Here is a 21640-nt window from a genome sequence, read left to right as displayed (position 1 = left end):
CCCCCGACCTCAGGACACCGTGAACCCTCAGGACACCGCGAAAGCCCCCGCCTTCCCCTGGATCGGCCTGCTCACGCTCGCCGGCGCCGTCTTCGTCTCGGTGACGAGCGAGTTCCTCCCGACCGGGCTCATCCCCGACATGTCGCGCGACCTCGGCGTGAGCATCTCGCTGACCGGCCAGCTCGTCACGATCTTCGCCGCGACCGTCGTCGTCGCGACGACCCCGCTGACCCTCGTCACCCAGCGCTTCTCGCGCAAGAGCCTCCTCCTCGTGGCGCTGTGCACCATCGCGGTCGCCAACGTCCTCGCCGCGCTCGCCCCCACCTTCGGGCTGCTCATCGGCGCGCGCATCCTCGGCGGCCTCGCCCACGGCCTCTTCTGGGCGATCGTCGCCGCCTACTCCGCGCACCTCGTCGCTCCGGAGCAGCTCGGCCGCGCGACCGCGATCACGGCGGGCGGCGGATCCGCGGCCTTCGTCCTCGGCGTCCCCCTGGGCACGGCGCTCGGGCACGCGTTCGGCTGGCGGCCCACCTTCGCGATCCTCGGCGGCGTGGTCCTCGTGCTCGCGCTGATCGTGGTGAAGTTCCTGCCCGCGGTCGACCACCACATCCCCTTGCGGACCGGCGAGATCCGCCTGCCCGCGCGAAAGGACCGCACCCTCCCCCGCATCATCGGGGTCTGCGTCGTCATCCTCCTCGTGCTGATCGGCCAGAACACCCTCTCGACCTACATCACGCCCTGGCTCGAGAACGCCTCCTTCGCCCCCGACACGGTGCCGCTCGTGCTCTTCGCGTTCGGCGGCGCAGGGGCGGTCGGACTCGTCCTGGCCGGCTTCGCGACCGACCGGTTCCCCCGCTCCGGCTTCGTGGTCGCCGCGATCGCGGTCGTGCTGGCGCTCGCGGGCCTGGCCGTCGCCGCGGGCACCGGCGCCGCCACGGCCGTGGTCGTCGCCGCGGTGGTCTGGAACATCGCCTTCGGCGGGATCCCGGCGATGCTGCAGACCCGGATGCTGCGCACCTCCTCCTTCCAGCTGCGGAGCCTCGCCGCGGCGCTCCAGACGACGGCGTTCAACATCGGCATCGGCGGCGGCGCAGTCGTCGGCGGACTGGCGATCGACGCGAGCGGGCTCGACGTGCTGCCGTGGGTCGCGATCGTCATCGTCGCGGTGGGGCTCGTGGTCAGCCTGGTCGTCGACGCGCGGGCGACGGCGGCGGTGCGCGCGGAGGCGGTCCCCAACCGCTGATCGTGTTCACAACGGAGGAAGAACGTGCTCCGGCGCGCGCCGATCCGCCTGTTCGCGCTCGACCTGGAACGTTCTTCCTCCGTTGTGAACACGGCGGCCTCCAGCGTCGTGGACACAGCGGCGATCGTCCGGTGCGAACACGGGGATGTCGTCCGGTGCGAACACGGGGATGTCGTCCGCACGGACGACGCGGCGCCCCGGGGAGCAGGGGATACGGTCGAGGGATGAGAGACGGAACCCGATGAGCCCGAGCACCCTCGAGCCACCGCTGACCCTCCCCTACTACGGTGCTCCGCCGATGGCGGCGCTCCGCCGCTTCTTCGGCAACTACCTCCGCTTCCGCGGGAGGGCGAGCCGGGCCGAGTACTGGTGGATCATCCTCCTCGGCAGCGTCCTCACGGGGCTGCTGCAGCTGGCCGACGGCGGTCCGTGGCGTCTCGACTTCACGCTGACGCCGTACCCGAGCGGCGCGCCGTTCCAGACCTTCTGGGTGTCGCTCGCCGCGGGCGCGATCGCTCTGGCGACGTTCCTCCCGTCCCTCTCGCTGATCTGGCGGCGACTGCACGACGTGAACCGCAGCGGGCTCTGGATCCTCCTGATCCTCGTGCCGATCGCCGGCTACGTGTTCCTGCTGATCCTGTTCGTGCTGCCGCCGCGGCCGGAGGGCGCGCGATTCGACTGAGCGGCGGGCGCGTCGGCGGTGGAGGGCCGGACGCGGTCGGCGAGTCGATGGCCGGTCGTCAGGACGGCACCTCCGCAGTCAGGTGGACGAGCCGGTCCTCAAGCGTGCAGCTCTGCAGTCAGGTCGATGAGCCGGTCGTCGGGCCGAGCGTCGGCAGTAGGGCCGACACCGTGACGGCGGGCCGAACCTCGGCAGTAGGGCCGACACCGTGACGGCGGGCCGACGCCGTCACGGGCCCGGACGCCGCTCGTGCACGAGCCCGACGCCGCGAGGCGCGACAGCCGTCCCCCTATGCGCACCAGTCGCGTGAGCGCCCGTTGACGCTGCGCGCGGTGTCGCCGGTGCCGAGGTCGACGAGCACGGTCGAGGTCGCGCTGAAGCCCGGCTCGCCCGGGTAGTCGTCCGGCCTGCCCTCGACCGAGACGGTCTCGACGGCGAGGTACTGCCCGTTCGGCGAGAGGCAGACGCCGCGGATGCGCCCCGTCGGCGAGGTGCGGAACACCTCCGACGTGCCGGACCCGTTGACGCGGACGACGGAGTACTGGGTCGCCCCCGTCTCCGGCGCGTACTCGGCCTCGAGCTCGACGTAGCTCCCGGAGTCGAGGAGCAGGACCTGCACGGGCGACGCGGTCGCGCTCACGTCCGCCGGCGGGAGCGCGAGCGTCTCGACCGAGCCGTCGGCCAGGTCGATCAGCGAGCCCGACTCGGGGTCGGCGACCACGAGCCGGTTCGCCCCGGGCACGAACCCGCGCAGCTCCGCGTGCTGCCCGAGCGGGCTGATCGAGCCGGGCGTCAGCAGGTCGAGCAGGAGCACCATGTCGTCGAGCGAGTGGGTGACGACCGAGGTGGTGCCGGGCACGAACATCCAGTCGCGCGCCCGCAGCGGCCCGCCGTCGATCCCGAGCACGGGGACCGCCTCGGCCTTCTGATCGGTGAGGTCGTAGGAGTAGAGGGCGCGGTCGAGCGGGCCCGACGGCGCCTGGCCGGTGAAGGTCCAGCCGAGCACGCCCTTCTCCGGCGAGGAGTGCAGCTCGCGCACGGTCCCGGGGCCGGGGAGCGGGATGACGCCCTCGGAGCCGGTGTCCAGCGTGACCGTGCGGAGGAGGTTCGTGTCGTCCGGCTCGATGGTCACGACGACCAGCACCGGGCCGACGACGGCGTAGTCCTGGATCCGGTCGGCCGTCACGAGGACCCGGGCGTCGCCTCCGGAGAGCGGGCGGACGCGGACGGCGTCGGGCTGCGAAGGATCATCGGCGGTGCGGTCGAGGGTGAAGAGGTCGGGGTCCTTCGTGGTGAAGGAGGCGGAGACGTCGGCGGCCGAGCCGGTCGCGGCGCTGCGGGCGTCGTCGATCCCGATCTCGTAGCGGGTGGCGTAGCGGAGGGTGTCGGTGAAGGTGACGGTGAGGACGCCGCCGTCGAGCTCGGCGGTGTGGGGAGCCTCCGGAGCCACTCTCACCCGGTCCAGCGCGTCGGGCTCGAGAGCCTGGTCGAGGTGCAGCCGGGCGCGGGAGCCGTCGCGCTCGACCACGGCGCCGGTGCCGACCTCGAGGGACGCGACCCTCGGTCCTTTCGCCACGGTCGCTGCGGTCAGCCCGCCGACCGCGAGCACGAGCACGGCGACGACGATCCGGAAGCCGCGGCGGAAGCCGCGGGCCGGTGACGAACCGAGGTCGGGAGCTCGACGCGCGCCCCTTCGGCCCGTTCCTCCACTCTCGACCTCGGTTGCGAACGGATCAGTAGACATACGGCATCGCCGGCTCGTCGATCGGAGTGAGTGCCTCCGGCTCCAGCACCACCGCCTCGGCGCTCGTGACGCTCGGGTTCGCGCCGAAGCCGCCGCTCGCCTCCAGCCACTGCCCCTCGGCGTAGGTGTCGGCCCAGCCGGCCAGGTGGACCGGCACGCCCACCGGCTGCGCGTCCACCGCGCAGCAGGTGACCACGAAGCGGGCGATGTAGAAGACGTTCTCGGGGTCGGAGGCGTCGGGGGTCACGAAACCGCTCACCGTGGCCGTGCGGCCGGCGAGGAACTGCTCGCTCGCGCCCTGACGCAGCAGGGTCGCCCAGTCGCGCACGCTGAACGAGGCGGTGTCGCCGGTGGGCGCCGCGGCGGTCACGGAGGCGTCGACGGCGCTGGTGTTGACCTCGCGCTGCGTCGCGGTCGAGGCGGTGAGGGCGGCCGGCGGGAGCACGAGCAGGGCGACGGCGGCGGAGGCGATCACCGCGACTCCGGCCGCGACCGCGACCACACGGCGCCAGGGGCGGGCGGGCGCCGGGGCGTGGAGGTGCTCGACGTCGTCCTCGTGCGCGTGGGCGTCCTCCTCGGCGCCCGGCACCACCGCGAACGCCGCGATCAGCAGCACTCCCGCGATCACCGCGAGCACCACCGAGAACTCGAAGTAGCGGGGGTGGATGTAGAGGCCGAGCCGGCCGGTCGCCGCGAGCCACAGGGTCGAGACGACGCCGATCAGGCTGAGGACGACGCCCTTCCAGCGGGCGAGGAGGCGCTCAGAGCGCATAGTTCACCGCCAGTCCCAGCACGGCCGCGGCGAGGGCGACCAGCACGGTGACGCGCACCAGGGTCGCGGCCGAGAACGTGGTGCGCAGCAGCGCGAGCATCTTGACGTCGATCATCGGGCCGAAGACGAGGAACGCGATGATGCCTCCCGGCAGGAACGTGGAGCCGAACGAGAGGACGAAGAACGCGTCGACGTTCGAGCAGATCGAGATGACGAAGGCGAGCACCATCAGCGCCAGCACCGACCAGAGCGGGTCGCCGCCGAGCGTGGTCAGCACGTCGCGCGAGACGCCGACCTGGATCAGCCCTGCGATGGCGGCGCCGACGAACAGCGCCGGCATCATCGCCCCGGTCTCCTCGGCGAACAGCAGCACACTGCGCCGGGAGCGGTCGCGGAGGGAGCGGGACGGCCGCTCGCCCGCCTCGCACGCCGCGCGGAAGCGGTCGGTGAGCAGGCTCATCGGCTCGGAGTGGCGGCTGAAGATCCAGCCGACGAGGTTCGCGATCGCGAAGCCGCCGACGATGCGCCAGACGAGGATCCCGTCGGCCCAGCCGAAGGCCTGGTACGTCGTGACGATGGTGATCGGGTTCACGATCGGCGCGGCCAGCAGGAACGTCATCGACTCCGACACCGAGAGGCCCTTGACGATCAGTCCGCGGGCGAGCGGCACGTTGCCGCACTCGCAGACCGGGAGGAGCACGCCGAGCAGCGAGATCACGAGCCGCCGCGGAAGCGCCCGCTTCGGCAGGATCCTCAGCAGCACGGCCTCGGGCACCCACAGCTGCACGGCGATCGAGAGGACGATGCCGAGGAACACGAACGGCAGCGACTCGATGACGACGCTGATCGAGAGGGTGAGGAAGTCGCGCACCGCGTCCGAGAGCGAGTCGCCCGCCGCGTCCGGGGCGAGCAGGCGCGTCGCCACGAGGACGGCGACCAGGGCGAGCCCGAGGAGCGGCCCGCGCCGCGACCGCCGGGCGCCCGGGGACGCGCGGGTCGGGGCGGCGAGCGCGGATTCGGGGGACATCCCGACCCATCGTAGGCGGGGCCCTTGGGGGCCGGCGCGGGACGCGGCCGGTCGGCGCCGGGCCGCGAGTACGCGACGTCGACTGCGCCCGGGCCCCGCGAGTGTCCGGTGCGAGGGAGGGCGCCGAGGTCGCGGGAGGCGGTCGACGCACTCGCGCAGAAGCCCGGCGGGTGCAGGATGAGCGCATGCCCGCCTCCCCCGCGCACCCCCTCCGCGTGCGGATGCAGCCGCGCGCGATCGACGAGGCGCACCGCGTCTCGAGTCCGCTCGAGCTGCTCGTCGATCTGACCTTCGTCGTCGCGATCGCCCAGATCGCCCAGCAGCTCGCCCACGCCACCGAGGAGGGGCACCTCGCCGAGGGGCTCCTCCCCTTCGGCATGGTGTTCTTCGCGATCTGGTGGGCGTGGATGAACTTCACCTGGTTCGCCTCCGGGTACGACACCGACGACGTGCCCTACCGGCTGCTGACCCTCGCCCAGATGGGAGGAGTCCTCGTGCTCGCGGCCGGAGTGCCGGCCGGCTTCGAGGAGGGCGACTACCGGGCGATCACCATCGGCTACGCGATCATGCGGTTCGCGCTGGTGAGCCAGTGGATCCGCGTCGCCGTGTCCACTCCGCAGCACCGCACCTCCGCCGTGCGCAACGCCGTCGGCTTCTCGATCGTGCAGGCCGGCTGGCTGCTGCGGCTGCTCCTGCCCGAGGAGGTGGGGGTGGTGAGCTTCCTCCTCCTGGTCGCCTGCGAGCTGGCCGTGCCCCTCTGGGCGCAGCGGGCGGGGGACGCGAACTGGCATCCGCACCACGTCGCCGAGCGGTACGGGCTGTTCACGATCATCCTGCTCGGCGAGGGCGTCCTCGCGGCGGTGATGGGCGTGCAGCGGGCGGTGACGGAGGCGGGCGTCAGCACCTCGCTCGTGCTGGTCGCGGCGTGCGGGCTGGTGATCGTGTTCGCGCTGTGGTGGCTGTCGTTCTCGCATCCCTCCGGCGAGCTGCTGGAGCGGCGGCGCGGACTCTCCTACCGCTGGGGCTACGCGCACTTCGCGGCGTTCGCGGCCCTCGCGGCACTGGGATCCGGGCTGGAGGCGGCGGTCGCCGCGACCGCGGGCCACCTCGAGGCGTCCGACACGGTGATCGGCGCGGCCGTCGCGGTGCCGGTCGCGGTCTTCGTGCTGACCCTGTGGGCGGTGCACGCGCCGCTCGGCGAGCACCAGCCGATGCCCGCGCGACTGGCGCTCCCCGGCGTGGTGCTGGCGCTCGCGACTCCGCTGGTCGCTGGAGAGTTCGGAGTGGGCGGGGTGCTCGTCGCGCTGGCCGCGGTGTCGGCGGGGCTGGTCGCCGCGGTGGTGGGACGCGGGCGCACCGCGGAGTGACGGGGTCGGCGGGCGAGGCGCGTCGCGGTCGCGAGAGGCGCGGCCGGCGCCTCGAGACACCGCCCTCGTCGGCGAGACGCCGGGCTGGGGCGGCGTCTCGGCGGTAGCGGGACGCCTCGGCGACCGCATCGCGCCGGCGGCCCCGCGGCAGCGGCTACCGCGGCAGCGGCTCCGGCCGGCGGGGCACCCAGCAGCGGACGCGCGCGCGGTAGCGCTCGAAGTCGGCGCCGAAGCGGGCGGCGAGGTCCGCCTCCTCCAGGGGGCGCACGGCCTGGTTCCAGACGACGGCGCCGAGGAGCGCGTACAGGACGACCAGCCACGACGAGAGCAGCAGCCCGACCGCCGCTCCCTGCGCGATGCCGGCGACCGCCATCGGGTTGCGGACCCAGCGGTAGGGGCCGGCGATCACCAGGCGGTTGGTCATCGCGATAGGCAGCGGCGTGCCGTCGCCGAGGAGCGACATCGTCAGCGCCGACCAGATCCCGAGCGCGCTCGCCGCGACCAGCAGCAGGACGCCGAGGCCGACGACCACCGGCGGTGCCGCTCCGAGGCCCACGCCCCAGCGCGCCTCCAGCGCGGCGATGACCAGCGGGATCACGACCAGCGCGCCTCCCCAGAACACCGCGATCTGAGCGAGGGTCGCCGCGAGGTGCGAGCCGGGGCGGCGGCCGGCGGTCGCGACGCGGAAGGAGAAGGGGCCGGAGGCGATCCAGCGCGTGGGCACCCGGCCGAGCAGGAGCAGGCACGCCGCGACCAGGGAGCCGCCCGCCGCGGCGAGCATCGCGACGACGCCCCAGCCCGCCTCCCCCGTCAGGGTGGCCCAGGCGGTCAGCGCGACCGCGACGAGGAGCGTCCAGGCCGTCGCGGTGACGGCCGCCCAGCGCACCCCGGCGGCGGCGAGAGCGGAGGCTCCCACGAACAGCGGGAGGTCGAGTGCCGCGACAGGGACGGGATCGAGGCTGCCGAGCGTAGCGATCCGCACGGCCGGGACGAGAGCCACCGCGATCCACCACGCCGCTCCGCCGAGGGCCTGCGCGGCGAAGTAGAGGCGTCCCCAGGGCATGGCTGCACGGTACTTCATAGGGGAACCCTAGGAACGACCCAGGGCGTTGACGGGCTGGGCGCCCTAGGCTCGGAACCAGTTCCCGCCGCCTCCACGAGAAGCGGCCCACCACGACGCCAAGGACGACGCCGATGAACCGCACGACCGTGATCACCGCACTCGCCTGCGGGCTCCTCCTCTCCGCCGCCGCAGCGACTCCCGCTGTCGCCGCGACCTCCGACACCGCCGGCGACTCCGCCCGCTCCGTCGACGAGTTCGGCGTGCTCGCCGCGACCGACGGCGACACCCTGCTGATCAACGGGCGCGCCTTCCTCCTCGAGTAGGTCCTCCCCGCCGCGCACGGCCGCGAGGACGCCACTCGAGACCCGGGCCTCCCGATCCGCCACCGCGTCGACGTCGACGCCACCCCGGGAGCGCTCCGGGCGGCCGTCATCGAGACCGCCGACGCCGACCACCGACCCCGCCGAGACCCTCCCTGCGGCCGTCACCGAGACCGCCGACGCCGACCACCGACACCCCGGCCCCCATGGCCCGTGGGCGAAGCCTCGCGGCGGGCGACCCCGGATCGTCATCCACCCCCGCTCGGGTGACGCTACTCATGCCGGGTCCTCCGGCCGTGGACCGGATCCGACAGGGATCCCGCGAGGGGTGCCGCCCGGCAGTCGTCTCGCCCGTTCGCGGACCGCCCTCTCCGGGAAGGCTCCGCCTCCCCGCGGCTGGAGTCAGCATAGAGTCCCCCTTCCCCCTCGCGCACCGGAGATCCGGCACCACCGTCGGACTGCTGTCGACCTTCCCGCCCACGCGCTGCGGGCTCGCGACCTTCACCGAGGCCCTCGGCGGTGCACTGGCCGACGACCACGGCGCCGGCATCCGCACCGTCCGCGTGATGGACGAGCTCGCCGTGCCCGGATCGACGCCCGGCACGAGCGTCGTCGCCGAGCTCGTCGCGGGCGACCCGGTGAGCACCGCGCGCGCTGCGGCCGAGCTCGACTCCTGCGACGTCGCGATCATCCAGCACGAGTACGGCATCTACGGCGGACCCGACGGCGACGAGGTGATCGCCCTGATGGAGCGGCTCGCCGTGCCCGCGATCGTGGTCCTGCACACGGTGCTGGAGACGCCGACCCCCTCGCAGCGCCTCGTGCTGGAGCGGGTCGCCGCTCTCGCCGACGCGGTCGTGGTGATGACAGCCGTCGCGGCCGAGATCCTCGAGCGCCGCTACGACGTGGACGCCTCGCGCGTCGTCGTCATCGCGCACGGCGTCCCCGTCTGGAACGCGGCAGCCCGGTCCGCCGCCGCCGCGGATCCGCAGATCATCACCTGGGGCCTGATCGGCCCGGGCAAGGGCATCGAGTGGGGGATCCGCGCGATGGCCGACCTGCGCGACGCCGGCGTCTCCGCCCACTACACCGTCTACGGGCAGACGCACCCCAAGGTCGTCGCGCACGCCGGCGAGGCCTACCGGGAGTCGCTGGCGGAGCTGATCGCCGAGCTGCGGCTCGAGGACCGGGTCGTGCTCGACGGCCGCTACCTCGATCCCTCCCAGCTCGCCGCGGCGGTCGCCGATGCCGACGCGGTCCTGCTGCCCTACGACTCCCGCAACCAGGTCACCTCGGGGGTGCTCGTGGAGGCGCTGGCCGCCGGACGACGGGTCGTCGCGACGGAGTTCCCCCACGCTCTCGAGCTGCTCGGGAACGGCCGCGGCCGCACGGTCGCGCACGAGGACCCCGCCGCGATGGCCGCAGCACTGCGCGAGGCGCTCGCCGACTCCGCCCCCGCAGCCGCTCCGGCCGCCCTCCCCTGGCCGGCGGCCGCCGGCCTCTACCTCGGTCTCGTCGAGCGCCTCCGCATCGAGCACGCGGCGTGACCGCGGGGCCCGCACTCGCGACGGCACTCCCCTACGAGCACCTCGACGCCCTCACCGACGAGCGCGGACTCCACGAGCACGCGCTGCTCGACGCGCCCCGCCCCGAGCACGGGTACTGCGTCGACGACGTCTCGCGCGCCCTGATCGTGGTGGCGCAGGAGCCGGAGCAGACGTTCCGGACCCGTCGCCTCACCGAGCAGTACCTCCGCTTCCTCGAGGCGGCCGCGGAGCCGGACGGCACCGTGCACAACCGGCTGTCGCCCGACGGCGAGTGGGCGGACGTCTCCTCGCTCGGCGACTGGTGGGGCCGCAGCGTCTGGGCCGCCGGGGTCGTCGCCGCGCACGCCGAGCTGCCGCTGACCCGCCGCCGCGCGATGCGGCTCTTCCTCCACCTCGCGGAGGAGCGCTCGCCGGACCTGCGCGCGATGACGTTCGCGGTGCTCGGCGCGGTCGAGGTCGTCGCCGTCCGCCCGCACTCGCTGGTCGCGGTCCAGCTGCTGCACGACGCCGCGCCGATGCTCCTCTCCTGCACGGATCAGGCCTGGCCCTGGCCGGAGGCGCGCCTGCGCTACGCCAACGGCTGCGTCCCCGAGGCCCTCCTGGCGGCGGGCGAGGCGCTGCAGGATCCGCCGCTGCTCGCGCGCGGGTTCGCCGCCCTCGCCTTCCTGCTGGGCCTCGAATCGCGCGACGGCCGCCTCTCGGTGACGGGCGTGGCCGGCCGCGGGCCGGACGAGCTCGGAGTGCTCTTCGACCAGCAGCCGATCGAGGTCGCCGCCATCGCCGCCGCGTGCGCCCGCGCCCTGACGCTCGACGAGGATCCGCTCTGGCGCGAGGGCCTCGCCTCCTGCTGGGCCTGGTTCCACGGGGTCAACGACTCCGCGACCGTGATGGTCGATCCGCTCTCCGGCGCCGGGTACGACGGACTGGAGCCGCAGGGCCGCAACGAGAACCGGGGCGCGGAGTCGACGATCGCCGCTCTGCACACCTCGCTCGTGGTGCGGCGGGCCGGCCTGCAGCCGACGCGGCCGAGCGTCCCGGCGACCCCCGCGGTCGTCGCCGCCCGATGACCGCAGGACCCGGGGACCCGGCGGCCGGGCTGCGGATCGCGATGCTCGCGCCGGTCGCGTGGCGCACGCCGCCGCGCCACTACGGGCCGTGGGAGCAGGTCGCGAGCCTCCTGACCGAGGGGCTGGTCCGCCGCGGAGTCGACGTGACGCTCTTCGCGACCGGCGACTCCGTGACGACAGCCGCGCTCGAATCGGTCACTCCGACGGGCTACGCCGAGTCGGGCCGCGACGGCCGGGTGTGGGAGGCGCTGCACATCGCGGCGGTCCTCGACCGTGCCGGCGAGTTCGACCTGGTGCACAACCACCTCGACTGGCTGCCGCTCGCCCTCGCGGCGCAGTGGCCCGTCCCGCTCGTGACGACGGTGCACGGTTTCTCGGGGCCCGAGATCCTGCCCGCCTACCGCGAGGCACTGCGGCACCCGCGCACCGCGAACCTGGTGTCGATCTCGGACAGCGACCGCTCCCCCGAGCTCGACTACGCGGCGACGGTGCACCACGGGATCGACGTGGAGGGCTTCCCCGCCGGATCCGGAGGAGAGGACCTCGTGATCCTGGGCCGGATCCACCCCGACAAGGGCACGGCGGAGGCGGTCCGGATCGCCGCCGCGGCCGGGCGCCGCCTCCTCCTCTGCGGCATCGTCCAGGACGAGCGCTACTGGCGCGAGGAGGTCGAGCCGCTCGTCGACGGGACGCGCGTCGTCTACCGCGGCTCGGTCGGGCCGGAGGAGCGGGCCCTCGTGCTCGGCGGGGCGCTCGCGCTCCTGCATCCGATCGGCTTCGACGAGCCGTTCGGCCTCTCGGTGGTCGAGGCGATGGCGTGCGGGACGCCGGTGATCGCGTACCGCCGCGGATCGATGGCGGAGATCATCGACGAGGGGCTCACCGGGTACGCGGTGGGCTCCGCGTCGGAGGCGGTCGCCGCGGTCGAGCGGGTCGGGCTCCTCGATCGCGCGGCCGTGCGGGCGACTGCTCGCCGCCGCTTCGCCGTGGACCGGATGGTCGACGAGTACCTGGCTGTGTACGCGGGGGTGCTCGGGCGACTCAGTGATGCTGATAGGAAGAGGGCGTGCCTCGACCTCATCTCTTCGTCACCCGCGGAAGTTTCCGACCGGCCGCAGATGGCGGGCCAGGCTCCGCGCAGACCCGAGCGCTCGACCGGAATCGAGCCGGAGGGGAAGCGGCTGGGTGCGGTCAGCCCCTCAGGCCCTCCTGCAGCCGGACGAGCAGCCTCTGGTCGGCGGGGGCGGCTGCAACGAGCCCGTCCTTCGTGACCGCCAACTGCGACTCCACCACTCCATAGGCCTTCACTTGATCCAGGAAGACCTGCTTGTCCTCGATCGACGCGAATCGATAGAGCTGAACCCGCACTCCGTCGAGCTGGCAGGTGCCGTACTCTGCTGCACCCGGCGCGACCGTCGCAGCCAGTGCGTAGTCGGAGCACTCGAGATCCATGGCGATCTCCGCAAGTGCGACGCCCTCGACAGGCGCCCCGCTCGGTGTGGGCACCTCGGAGTCAGATGTCGCATCGGATTCGACAGCGGTCGGCGCCGAGCTCGACGGTGCGGGCTCGGAAGGCACTGACGCCTCCGAGCACCCAGCGAGAAGCGAGAGCGAGACCAGAACGACGGGGAACACCGCGAGGGTGCGCATATTGAAGCGTCCTTGGGGATCTGTTGAGGCGCGAGTCGAACGCATCCGCACGCTCGTGCTACACGGAGGAACGGCTGACCCCACGGCTCAGACGGCGGCGTGAAGTCGAACGTTGTCCTGATAGTCGAAGTGCGTCTGGACGCGGTCGGACACGTCGATGTTCTGCAGCTTGCTGGACGCCGGAACGAAACCGCTCAGGCCCGCCGCCGTCTCACCTGCCTGCGCTGTTCGGTAGACCACCTTAAGGATGTTGTCGTTCCTCGAGTGGTAGTTGTAGACCGCTTCATCGACCGAGGCGGTGAGAGACTCCCACCTGCTCTTCGCACCGATGGCGGCACCGAGGAGGTGGGCCGACTGGATCCGAGGACCTCCGGGCTTGGTGCCGAGAGATTCCGTGGCGACCACCATCGCTCGCGCCCCCAGGCTGTGACCGATGAGCACGTAGGACTCCGCATCCGTGCGTGCCAGCAGGTCGCCGATGATCACGCCGGTCTTGTCCGCCCGGTTCTTCGCGACGTGCCAGGGGTTTCTCGCCAGGTCGGAGATGACCATCGCCGGACCCACGACCGCTCCGAGCAGCTTCGCTCCTGCTTTGTTGCCCACCGCTGCAGCTCCTCTCAGAGCCGCCATGGCGCCACCCTTTCCCACAGCCCCGAAGGCCATATCGGTCAAGTCCCGGAGCTCCTTCGCTCCCCACTTGACCCGGTAGACGGGCGAGTCCGGATACCGTGCATCGACGATCGACCTCCACCCGCCCCATTTCTCGCCCTTGACGTCGGTGAGGAAGCCGTTCGCGACGACGACGGGGATTCCGCCCTTGCCTGGTCGGAGCAGTTCGATGTCGAACGACTTGTCCTCGCTCAGGTACGCGTTCGCGACGGACGCCCCGAGGACACCTCCCACCGCAGCTCCGACGGCCGTCACGACCGCCGTGCCGCCGGCCATGCCGAGTCCGCCCGCGGCGAGGGTGCCGCCACCGAGCAAGGCGAGTCCGTGAGAACTCGCCGCTGCGCCGGACAGGCCGCCGAAGAGGCCGAGTGAGCCGATCGCGCCGCCGATCGCCGGAGCGGCGAGGAGCGCTACCGGGGCCGCTGCCGCGAGGACCGCGATCCCACCGATGACGATCTTCGAGGTCGCGTCGAGGTCGGGCTTCTCGTATTCGAGGAAGGCCTCGTAGTCGTGCAACTCGCCGAAGCTTCCCTGGGCCTTCTCGAAGCCTGGGATCTCGTGCTTGTGCTCGGCGCAGAACTGGGGGACGCGCAGAGCGCCGCGCTCCCGCACCGCCATGTTGCCGCAGCCGACAGCCACGCACGGGAGCGTCGCGGACCCGCAGCCCTGGCAGACATAGACGGGAAGCTGCCCAGCGGGACGGTTCGACTTCCGGTGCTCGGTGTTGAAGAAGCACGAGGAGCACCATCCGTGCTGAACGTCCAGCAGCGAGACGTCGTCCGCGACGTCCGCGATCCACTGAGCCGTCTTCGCGTACGTCTCGGCCATCTTCTGTGCGGTCCGCCGCTCCTGCTCCACCTGCTGGAGAGCGGCTTTCTGCTCGGCCGGGTCCGAATGCGCGAGAGCCTCGGCATTGGACGTCGTCCGGGCGCGATACCAGGTCTTGGCGTAGGCCCACATGTTGCTGCGCAGTGCGGGATTGCTCTCGAGCACGCCACCGCTTTCTGTCACCGGCTCGAGATCGGTGAATTCTCCTGCAAGGGAGAGAGCCGCCCCCTGATCCGAGACCACATCCACTCGGAGACGGGTTCCTTCGACGACGTAGGCGTGCAGTGAGCCGGGCATGGGTTGATCGTGCCACACCGGTCGGGGTTCGGGTCGCCGCAGAAGGACTGTCGTCTTCTTCTGCACCGGCTACTGATCACCTCGATTCTCCCCAGTGAAGTGCACTCTCTGATCCCCCGTTCCAGCTCGCGCAGTCGACCTCAAGCCGCGCAGCAAGCACTCACGGACCGGTTCTTCCCCTCTCTCCGATGAACGACCGAGACTCTGAGTCGATGGAGAGACATCTCGCCGTCGATCACCCCACCGCGGCCGGCCAGCCGCCCGGACCCCACTCCTCCAGCAGCTCCCGCTCCCGCTCCTCCTCCAGCCCCGCCCCGCGTCCCGGCACGTGCGCGGCCGCCGCGTCCCGCAGCGTCTCGGCGAGCTCGCGGCGCTCGAAGCCCGCCGCCTCGGCCCGGGCCGTCGAGCGCGCGTTCATCCCCCTCCAGTCCGGGTCCGCGATCCACAGCGGGAGCGAGCCCGGGCCCGCCCACTGGCCGACGCCGCGCTCGAGCAGCCACTCCTCCGGCACGGCGACCGCCTCGGCGGACGATCCGCCGCGCGCCGCGGCCAGGTGCTCGCCGAACGGCACGGGGGCCCCGCAGACGTTCATCACGCCCGCCACCCGCGCCTCGGCGGACGCCACCAGCCAGGCGGCGAGGTCCCGCACGTCGACCACGGACGTCGGCAGCTCGGGCGCATCCGGCACCAGCACGGGGCCGGACCGCGCACCGAAGCGCCAGGGCCAGTAGGAGGAGCGGCTCGTCGGGTCGCCGGGGCCGCCGATCAGGCCCGCGCGCGCGATCAGCGACGGCGCGGATCCGGCCAGCACGGCCTGCTCGCAGGCGGCCTTCGCGGCGCCGTACGAGGCGGGGTCGTCGGAGGGAGCGAGCAGCTCCGCGTCCTCGTCCGCTCCGACGACCGTGTTGTCGGCGTAGACGCTCGTGGTCGAGACGAGGAGGTAGGCGCCGCAGCGCAGGTCGCGGACGGATCGGCGGATGTGCTGCGGGGTCGAGGAGACGTCGATCACCGCGTCCCACGATGCTGCAGCCACGGTGTCGAGAGCGTCGTCGCGGTCGCGGTCGGCCCGGACGAGGGACGCCCCCGCGGGCACGGCCGCCCCGCGCGCGAGGCAGGTCACGTCGTGGCCGCGCCGCAGCGCCTCCGCCGCGAGGTGCCCGCCGAGCCGGCCCGTGCCTCCGAGGATCAGCGTTCTCATCCCCGCATGCTCGCACGGGCCGCCTCCCGCGAGGCCCGCTGAGGTGCCCGAGAATGTCCCCGAACGGCCGGAAAGGCTGCATTCTCGGGCGACTCACCGCAGTGGGCGCCGGGCGGGCGGATCTCGACGCGACGAATCGGGACGAGCACCTCCACGACGCCGGACCCCGAGCGACCACCTCAGCGAGAACGAACCCGCCCAGGACCCCCGAACACCCGGCCACCCGAGCCCGCCCGCGTCCTCTGTCCGGAATCGCGCGGGCGGCTCGGGCGCCCGAGCGGCTCACACGACGACGAAGGCGTCCAGGATCAGCGAGTTGCCCGTGGAGGCGGCGTTGCGCTTGCTGCCGCGGCGGATAGTGATGGTGTGCTCGCCGGCGCTGAGGGTGCTGCTGGTGAACACGGTGCGGGCCGAGCGGTTGGTGGCGCTGTAGCGGTCGACGGAGGCGACGAGCACGCCGTCGATCAGGACCTCGTTGATGCCGGAGGTCGGGGTGATCCGGCTCACCCAGCTGACCTTCGTGCCCTGGAAGCGGAGGGTCGCCGAGGCCGTGGAGGTGCTGGAGTACGAGATGCTGCCGCCGCTGTCGGCGGTGCTCGAGAGCGTCGCCCAGGTGCCGACGGTCGCGATGACGGCGGCACCGTTCTGGTACGTCCCCGCCGCCGGCAGCGTCGAGGTCGGGGTGGGCGTGGAAGTGGCCGTCGGGGTCTCGGTCGGAGTGGGAGTGTCGGTGGGCGTCGGCGTGTCCGTCGGTGTGGGCGTGCTGGTCGGCGACGCCGTCGCGGTGGGAGTGGGGGTCGACGTGGAGACGGTCCCGGCGGTCACGACGAAGGCGTCGAGGATCAGCGTGTACCCGGTGGACGCCGGGTTGCGCGTCGTCCCGCGGCGGATCGTGACCGTGTGGGTGCCGGCGGCGATCGGCCCGCTCGTCCAGACCGTCTGACCCGAGCGGGTCGTGGGGCTGTAGCGGTCGACGGTGGCGACGAGGACGCCGTCGAGCAGCACCTCGTTGATGCCGGAGGTCGCCGTCATCCGGCTCACCCAGCTGACGCCCGTGCCCGAGAAGCGGAAGCTCGCGGACGCTCCGGCCGAGCTGGAGTAGCTGATGCTCCCGCCGCTGTCGGCGGAGGAGGAGATCGTGCTCCAGGTGCCCGCGGTCGTGATGAGCGGGGAGTAGTTCTGGTACGTGCCCTCGCCGGGGATCGACGAGGCGGGCTCGTCGGGCAGCGGAACGACCGGCTGCTCCGCGAGCCAGCGGTCGAACGTGTCGAGCATGTCCTTGTTCGTCAGGCTCGGCACGTTGTGGCCGTTCGGAGCGCCGTCGGTGGGCGTGTAGAGGACCGCCGCCTCCTTCGCGACGGGCTTCGCGAGCGCGACCCAGGCCCCTCCGTGCACGGCGATCGGGACGAGGACGTCCTCCGTCGAGCCGGTCGCGCGGATCCGCGCCCCCGCCCACGAGGCCTGCGGCAGCAGCGCGGGGTCGGTCGCCGGGATCGTCGAGGGGTCGTTGTCGTAGTCCGGCAGGACCCGCTCCGGGTCGCGGCGGGCCATGTCGCCCATGTCGTAGACGCCGGCCGCGTGGTACGCGCCGCGGATCTCGGGGACCAGCTTGTTACCGTACGCCCAGCAGAGCAGTGCGCCACCGCCGGAGTTCGAGCGGAGGAAGCTCGCGCCGATGCGCCACGTCTTCTGGAACCAGGCGACCGCGTCCACCTGCATGGCGACGGCCCGCTTGTTCGTGTAGATGCTGCCGCCGTAGTTGGGGCAGATCGAGATGACGCCCTTGTCGACGGCCTGGTCGGCGCTGTACTGGTAGGCGCCGGACAGGGCCGCGTAGGTGCTCCCGTTGGCGTGGTAGTACCAGTAGACGACCCGGCCGATCCGCTGCGAGGGGACCGCGGTGTGCGGGACGAAGAGCCGCGCGCGGTCGGTGCCGATCATCACGTCGATGATCTGGTACGGCTTCTTCCCCACGCGCGAGATCGCCGTGTCGCTGCGCCCGAGCTCGCCCGGCAGCGGCGGGATCACGCTGTAGTCGGGCGCCGCGGACGCGGTCATCGCGTAGGCGAAGGCGGATCCGACGCCGAGGGCGGCTCCGGTGAGGACGAGACGGCGGCTGTGGCGCGCAGGAGAGGACATGGGATCCCGACGTGGAGAGGGCTGCTCGGTCGGCGGAGCCTGACCGGAAGGTGTGAGGGGGGGTGCTGCGGTCCGGATCGGACCACCGTGGAGGGGGCGCGGTGCGGTCCTTCGGGGGACCGTGCGGGCGGGCAGGCGCGAGTGCATCCTCCCGCGTCCGCCGCGCGACCACCAGACCCGCTTCAGGGACACCCGCGGCGGCGCTCCCACCTGGCGTCGAGCGGCGGGGGTACGCGGAGGAGGTCCTGGTGAGAGCGCTATCTCGCGCCACTGCTCTGGAGATGCCCGCCACGGGAGCGGAACCGCATCGCCCCGACAACGGATCACACCGGCCGCACCGGGCCGACGCGGATCCGGGCGTCTCACGGCCGCTCCGACAGCCATGCGCACGTCAACACGCCCGCCGGGGCACCCTGGTGAGGGCCCGAACCCTGTGCGCGGGCTGAGCGATGGTTCAGCACACCCTGTCCCCATTCTGAGTGCCCACCGGATCGGGGGCCCGTCGTCTGCCGCCCCTGTCCCGTCTCAGGGGGACAAGGCCCCTCCGAGCCGCGACCTATCGTGATCCCGCTCCACCCGGAAGGCCCGGCGAGGCGCTCCGGGGGGAGGTCGATCCGTGTCGAACGCGCATGCCCGACCGAGCCACGACCGCTCGATCGCCCTCGGCCTCGTCCTGCTCCTGCTCGCCGCGGTCCTCGTGGTCCTGCCGGCGACGAGGGCCGCGGCGGCCACGGTGCTCCTCCAGGAGGGGTTCGGCGGCACGTCCGTCCCGGATCCGGCGTGGCAGGCCCTCGACGGTGGCTGCCTCTCGCGAGCGACGGCCGCGCCCCCGACCGGATCGTCGAACCTCGGCGTCTGCGCCAACCGGATCCAGGCGCCCGCCACCGGGACGACGCCGGGATTCCTCCAGCTCACCGACAACCGGACCAACCTCAAGGGGGGCGCGGTCTTCAACCGTCCGATCCCCTCCGTCGCGGGCCTGGACGTGCAGTTCGACCAGTACCAGTACCAGTCCGTCGCCTCCCTGCAGGGTGCCGACGGGATCGCGTTCTTCCTGACCGACGGCTCCCGGAACCTCACCGCGGCCGGCGCCCCCGGAGGATCACTGGGATACGGGCAGTCGAGCACCACCGACGGGGTCAACGGCGGCTACCTCGGCATCGGCCTCGACGTCTACGGCAACTTCTCGAGCACGGACGGGGGCCTCGGCGGCACCGGATGCGCCGGCTCCCCTGCACCGCCGGGCCGGTTCGGCGGCCGGATCGTGGCGCGCGGTCCCGGGCAGGACAGGACCGGCTACTGCTACATCCAGGGCAACAACGTCCCGAACGGTCTCGCCGGGCTCCGTCCCCTCGTCAACGTCGGCACCCCGACCGCGCCGGACGCGACGACCGGCCGCACCATCCGCGTGACCGTGTCGCCGGCATCGCCGCCCGTCGTGACCGTCTACTACGGCGCCCGAGCGGGACTGGCCGCCGCCGACCTGACGCAGGCGATGCAGTTCACGATGCCGACGACCGCTCCGTCGACCTACAAGCTCGGCTTCACGGCCTCGACCGGCGGCTCGAGCGACACCCACCTGATCCGGAACGTCTCCGTCTCGTCCGTCAACACGCTCGACGACATCACCCTCGTCAAGCAGATCGACCGCACCACCGCGCAGCCCTCCGCCTACACCGAGGGCGCTGCGATCCCCTACCAGTTCGTCGTGACGAACGGCTCGATCAAGGCGTCCCTCAGCGGGATCGTCGTCACCGACCCGAAGGTCGCGACGATCACCTGCGCGGCCACGACGCTCGCTCCGCTCGCCTCCACGACCTGCACGGGATCCCATACGGTCACGGCAGCGGAGGCGGTCGCCGGCTCCCTCGTCAACACGGCGACGGCCTCGGCGACGCGGACGGCGTCCGGCGAGACGACGACCACCGTCACCAGCCGGACCGCCACCGTCACCGCGCCCATCGCCACCCCCGCTCCCTCCCTCTCGCTCACCAAGACCGCCCTGCTCACCGACACGAACGGCAACGCCCAGGCCGACGCCGGCGAGCAGATCCGCTACTCCTTCCTCGCCCTCAACTCCGGCAACGTCACGCTGCAGACGGTCGCCGTCGCCGACCCGAAGGTCACCGGCATCACACCCGCCTCGACCCAGCTCGCACCCGGAGCGAGCGCGACCTTCACCTCGGCGCCGTACACGGTGCTGCAGACCGACATCGACAAGGGCACGGCGGTCACCAACACGGCCACGGTCAGCGGGCGCACGCTCGCGGCCTCGCCCGTGGCGGTCTCCGCCTCCTCCACCGCGATCACGCCGATCCGCTACGCGCCCTCGATCTCGCTGGCCAAGACCGGCACGCTCCCGGCCGGGGCCGCGACCGGCGCGACCCTCTCGTACAGCTTCACCGCGGCCAACACCGGCAACACGGCGCTCACCTCCGTCGCGATCAGCGACCCCAAGAGCGGGCTCTCCGCGCTCGCCTACTCCTGGCCGGGAACCGCCGGACGCCTCGAGATCGGCCAGTCGGTCACCGCGACCGCCTCGTACACGCTCACGCAGGCCGACGTCGACGCGGGCCAGGTCCTCAACACCGCCACCGCGACCGGCACCCCTCCGACCGGCGCCGCCGTCACGGCCACCGCCTCGCGGACGGTGACGATCGCCCGCACGAACGACCTCGCCCTCGTCAAGACCGCGAACCCCGCCTTCATCAGCGCCGCCGGCACCGTGGTGACCTACACCTTCCGCGCGACCAACACCGGCAGCACCACCCTCACCGCGGTCGCGATCAGCGACCCCAAGAGCGGGCTCTCCGCTCTCACCTACTCCTGGCCGGGCACTTCCGGACGACTGCTGCCCGGCCAGGTCGTCACCGCGACCGCCGCCTACACGACCACCGCCGCCGACGTCACCGCCGGCACGATCGCCAACACCGCCACGGCGACGGCGACCGGCCCGACCAGCGGGGCCTTCACCCGCACGGCCTCGGTGAGCATCTCGGTGATCCCCGATCCGGCCGCCGACGCCGCGACGGTCGTGCAGGGCGGCTCGGTCGTGATCGACGTGCTCGCGAACGACGGGCCCGCCGCGACCGGCGCGACCTTCTCGCGCGCTCAGCTCTCGGCGACGCCGAAGGCGATCGGAGGCGCGGCGGCACCCGCCCCCGCCACTCCCGTGCAGGGAGCCGTGTCCTGCGTCGCGAGCGGAGCGACCCGCGGCCAGTGCACCTACCGCCCGATCGCCGCCTTCGTCGGCACCGACGTCTTCGACTACTCCCTCTCGGGCCAGTACGGCACCTGGAACGTGCGGGTCACGGTCACCGTCACAGCGCTCAACCGCGCGCCGGTCGCCCGGCCCGACCGCGTGGTCGCGACCACCGGCGGCCCCGTCGTCACCGTCGCTCCGCTCGCGAACGACACCGACGAGGACGCGGGCACGACCCTCTCCCTGGCCGGGACGAGCGTCCCTGCCGGGCTGCGCGGCAGCTTCTCCTGCTCCGGATCCACGTGCACCTACACTCCCGCGGCCGACGGCTGGACCGGCAGCGCGACGATCGCGTACACCGTCTCGGACGGGGCGCTCACGGCGGGCAGCACGATCACGGTCTGGGTCGATCCGGCGCCGCTCGTCCGGCGGGGATTCTCCGGCACCGGCACCACGAGCGGAGCGGTCGGGCTCGGCGCCTGGACCGGTTCCTCCGTGGTCGCGACGCCCGTCGCGAGCTGCACGGCCGGTCGGCCGAGCACCCTCGTGAGCTGGTCGGCCGCCGCCGGAGCGACCGGGTGGACCCTGGAGCGCCGCCTCGCCGGGACGACGCCCGGACCGTGGACCGTGATCGCGGCACCCGCCGCCTCCGCGACGAGCTTCACGGACGACCGGGTCGGCGAGGGCCGCAGCTACCAGTGGCGGGTCCGCCCGGATCTGCAGCGCTGGCTCGGAGTCGCCTCCGCCGCCTCGACCGCCGTCGCCCAGCCGGCCGTCACCACCGCCGGAGGCTGCTGATGCCTCCCCCTCGACACCCCTCTCGTC

General features: G+C 72.9%; 16 protein-coding genes. 8 read left to right on the top strand and 8 right to left on the bottom strand.

Annotated features, from left to right (window positions below):
• On the top strand, nt 1-1243 hold a 1243-nt coding region (locus C5D08_RS03495; RefSeq protein ID WP_219815143.1), incomplete at its 5' end, for an MFS transporter.
• 241 nt (nt 1244-1484) lie between these two features.
• Nucleotides 1485-1925, top strand: coding sequence for a DUF805 domain-containing protein (locus C5D08_RS03490; protein ID WP_181110084.1), 441 nt, complete (start codon nt 1485-1487; stop codon nt 1923-1925).
• A gap of 289 nt (nt 1926-2214) precedes the next feature.
• On the opposite strand, the gene C5D08_RS03485 is transcribed toward C5D08_RS03490, so the two are convergent.
• The 3 genes from C5D08_RS03485 to C5D08_RS03475 form a co-directional block, all read right to left on the bottom strand.
• A complete protein-coding gene (locus C5D08_RS03485; protein ID WP_104275831.1) occupies nt 2215-3540 on the bottom strand; it encodes a hypothetical protein in 1326 nt (441 codons plus the stop codon).
• Nucleotides 3541-3658: 118 nt separating this feature from the next.
• Complete coding sequence (locus tag C5D08_RS03480) at nt 3659-4441, bottom strand: TIGR03943 family putative permease subunit (protein ID WP_104275830.1); 783 nt, start codon at nt 4439-4441, stop codon at nt 3659-3661.
• A complete protein-coding gene (locus tag C5D08_RS03475; RefSeq protein WP_104275829.1) occupies nt 4431-5468 on the bottom strand; it encodes a permease in 1038 nt (345 codons plus the stop codon). The genes C5D08_RS03480 and C5D08_RS03475 overlap by 11 nt, the downstream gene beginning before the upstream one ends.
• Nucleotides 5469-5653: 185 nt before the next feature.
• On the opposite strand from C5D08_RS03475, the gene C5D08_RS03470 reads away from it, so the two are divergent.
• Nucleotides 5654-6835: a low temperature requirement protein A gene (locus C5D08_RS03470; RefSeq protein WP_219815142.1), complete on the top strand. Its 1182-nt coding sequence runs from the start codon at nt 5654-5656 to the stop codon at nt 6833-6835.
• Nucleotides 6836-6989: 154 nt separating this feature from the next.
• Here the strand turns inward: C5D08_RS03470 and C5D08_RS03465 are convergent, their stop codons facing one another.
• Nucleotides 6990-7916, bottom strand: coding sequence for a methyltransferase (locus tag C5D08_RS03465; RefSeq protein ID WP_258067264.1), 927 nt, complete (start codon nt 7914-7916; stop codon nt 6990-6992).
• 113 nt (nt 7917-8029) lie between these two features.
• Here C5D08_RS03465 and C5D08_RS03460 point away from each other — a divergent pair, with 113 nt between their 5' ends.
• From C5D08_RS03460 to C5D08_RS03445, 4 genes are all read left to right on the top strand, one after another.
• Complete coding sequence (locus tag C5D08_RS03460) at nt 8030-8221, top strand: hypothetical protein (RefSeq protein WP_104275827.1); 192 nt, start codon at nt 8030-8032, stop codon at nt 8219-8221.
• A gap of 563 nt (nt 8222-8784) precedes the next feature.
• Nucleotides 8785-9765: a glycosyltransferase gene (locus C5D08_RS03455; RefSeq protein WP_219815141.1), complete on the top strand. Its 981-nt coding sequence runs from the start codon at nt 8785-8787 to the stop codon at nt 9763-9765.
• Nucleotides 9762-10832 carry a glycosyltransferase gene (locus C5D08_RS03450; protein WP_181110083.1) on the top strand — a complete coding sequence of 357 codons (1071 nt, stop codon included), beginning with the start codon at nt 9762-9764 and terminating at the stop codon, nt 10830-10832. The genes C5D08_RS03455 and C5D08_RS03450 overlap by 4 nt, the downstream gene beginning before the upstream one ends.
• Entirely contained in the window at nt 10829-12103 is a 1275-nt protein-coding gene (locus tag C5D08_RS03445) for a glycosyltransferase family 4 protein (protein ID WP_258067263.1), read from the top strand. Before C5D08_RS03450 ends, C5D08_RS03445 begins: the two co-directional genes overlap by 4 nt.
• On the opposite strand, the gene C5D08_RS03440 is transcribed toward C5D08_RS03445, so the two are convergent.
• The 4 genes from C5D08_RS03440 to C5D08_RS16900 form a co-directional block, all read right to left on the bottom strand.
• On the bottom strand, nt 12024-12482 hold the full coding sequence (locus C5D08_RS03440) for a hypothetical protein (protein WP_104275825.1): 459 nt from the start codon (nt 12480-12482) through the stop codon (nt 12024-12026). The two genes, C5D08_RS03445 and C5D08_RS03440, sit on opposite strands and share 80 nt — an antisense overlap.
• 87 nt (nt 12483-12569) lie before the next feature.
• Nucleotides 12570-14276 (bottom strand): DUF726 domain-containing protein, encoded by a 1707-nt coding sequence (locus C5D08_RS03435; protein WP_104275824.1) that lies wholly within the window; start codon nt 14274-14276, stop codon nt 12570-12572.
• 235 nt (nt 14277-14511) lie between these two features.
• Entirely contained in the window at nt 14512-15474 is a 963-nt protein-coding gene (locus C5D08_RS03430; protein WP_104275823.1) for an NAD-dependent epimerase/dehydratase family protein, read from the bottom strand.
• A gap of 282 nt (nt 15475-15756) precedes the next feature.
• A complete protein-coding gene (locus C5D08_RS16900; RefSeq protein WP_181110081.1) occupies nt 15757-17613 on the bottom strand; it encodes a hypothetical protein in 1857 nt (618 codons plus the stop codon).
• Between the two features lie 616 nt (nt 17614-18229).
• Here C5D08_RS16900 and C5D08_RS03420 point away from each other — a divergent pair.
• A complete protein-coding gene (locus tag C5D08_RS03420; protein ID WP_104275822.1) occupies nt 18230-21613 on the top strand; it encodes an Ig-like domain-containing protein in 3384 nt (1127 codons plus the stop codon).
• Nucleotides 21614-21640 lie beyond the last annotated feature (27 nt).

The sequence above is a fragment of the Rathayibacter sp. AY1B6 genome (assembly GCF_002932755.1).
In the GTDB taxonomy this organism is placed as follows: domain Bacteria; phylum Actinomycetota; class Actinomycetes; order Actinomycetales; family Microbacteriaceae; genus Rathayibacter.
Note: the sequence above shows the minus strand (reverse complement) of the source record. Positions and strands in the feature narration are given on the sequence as shown.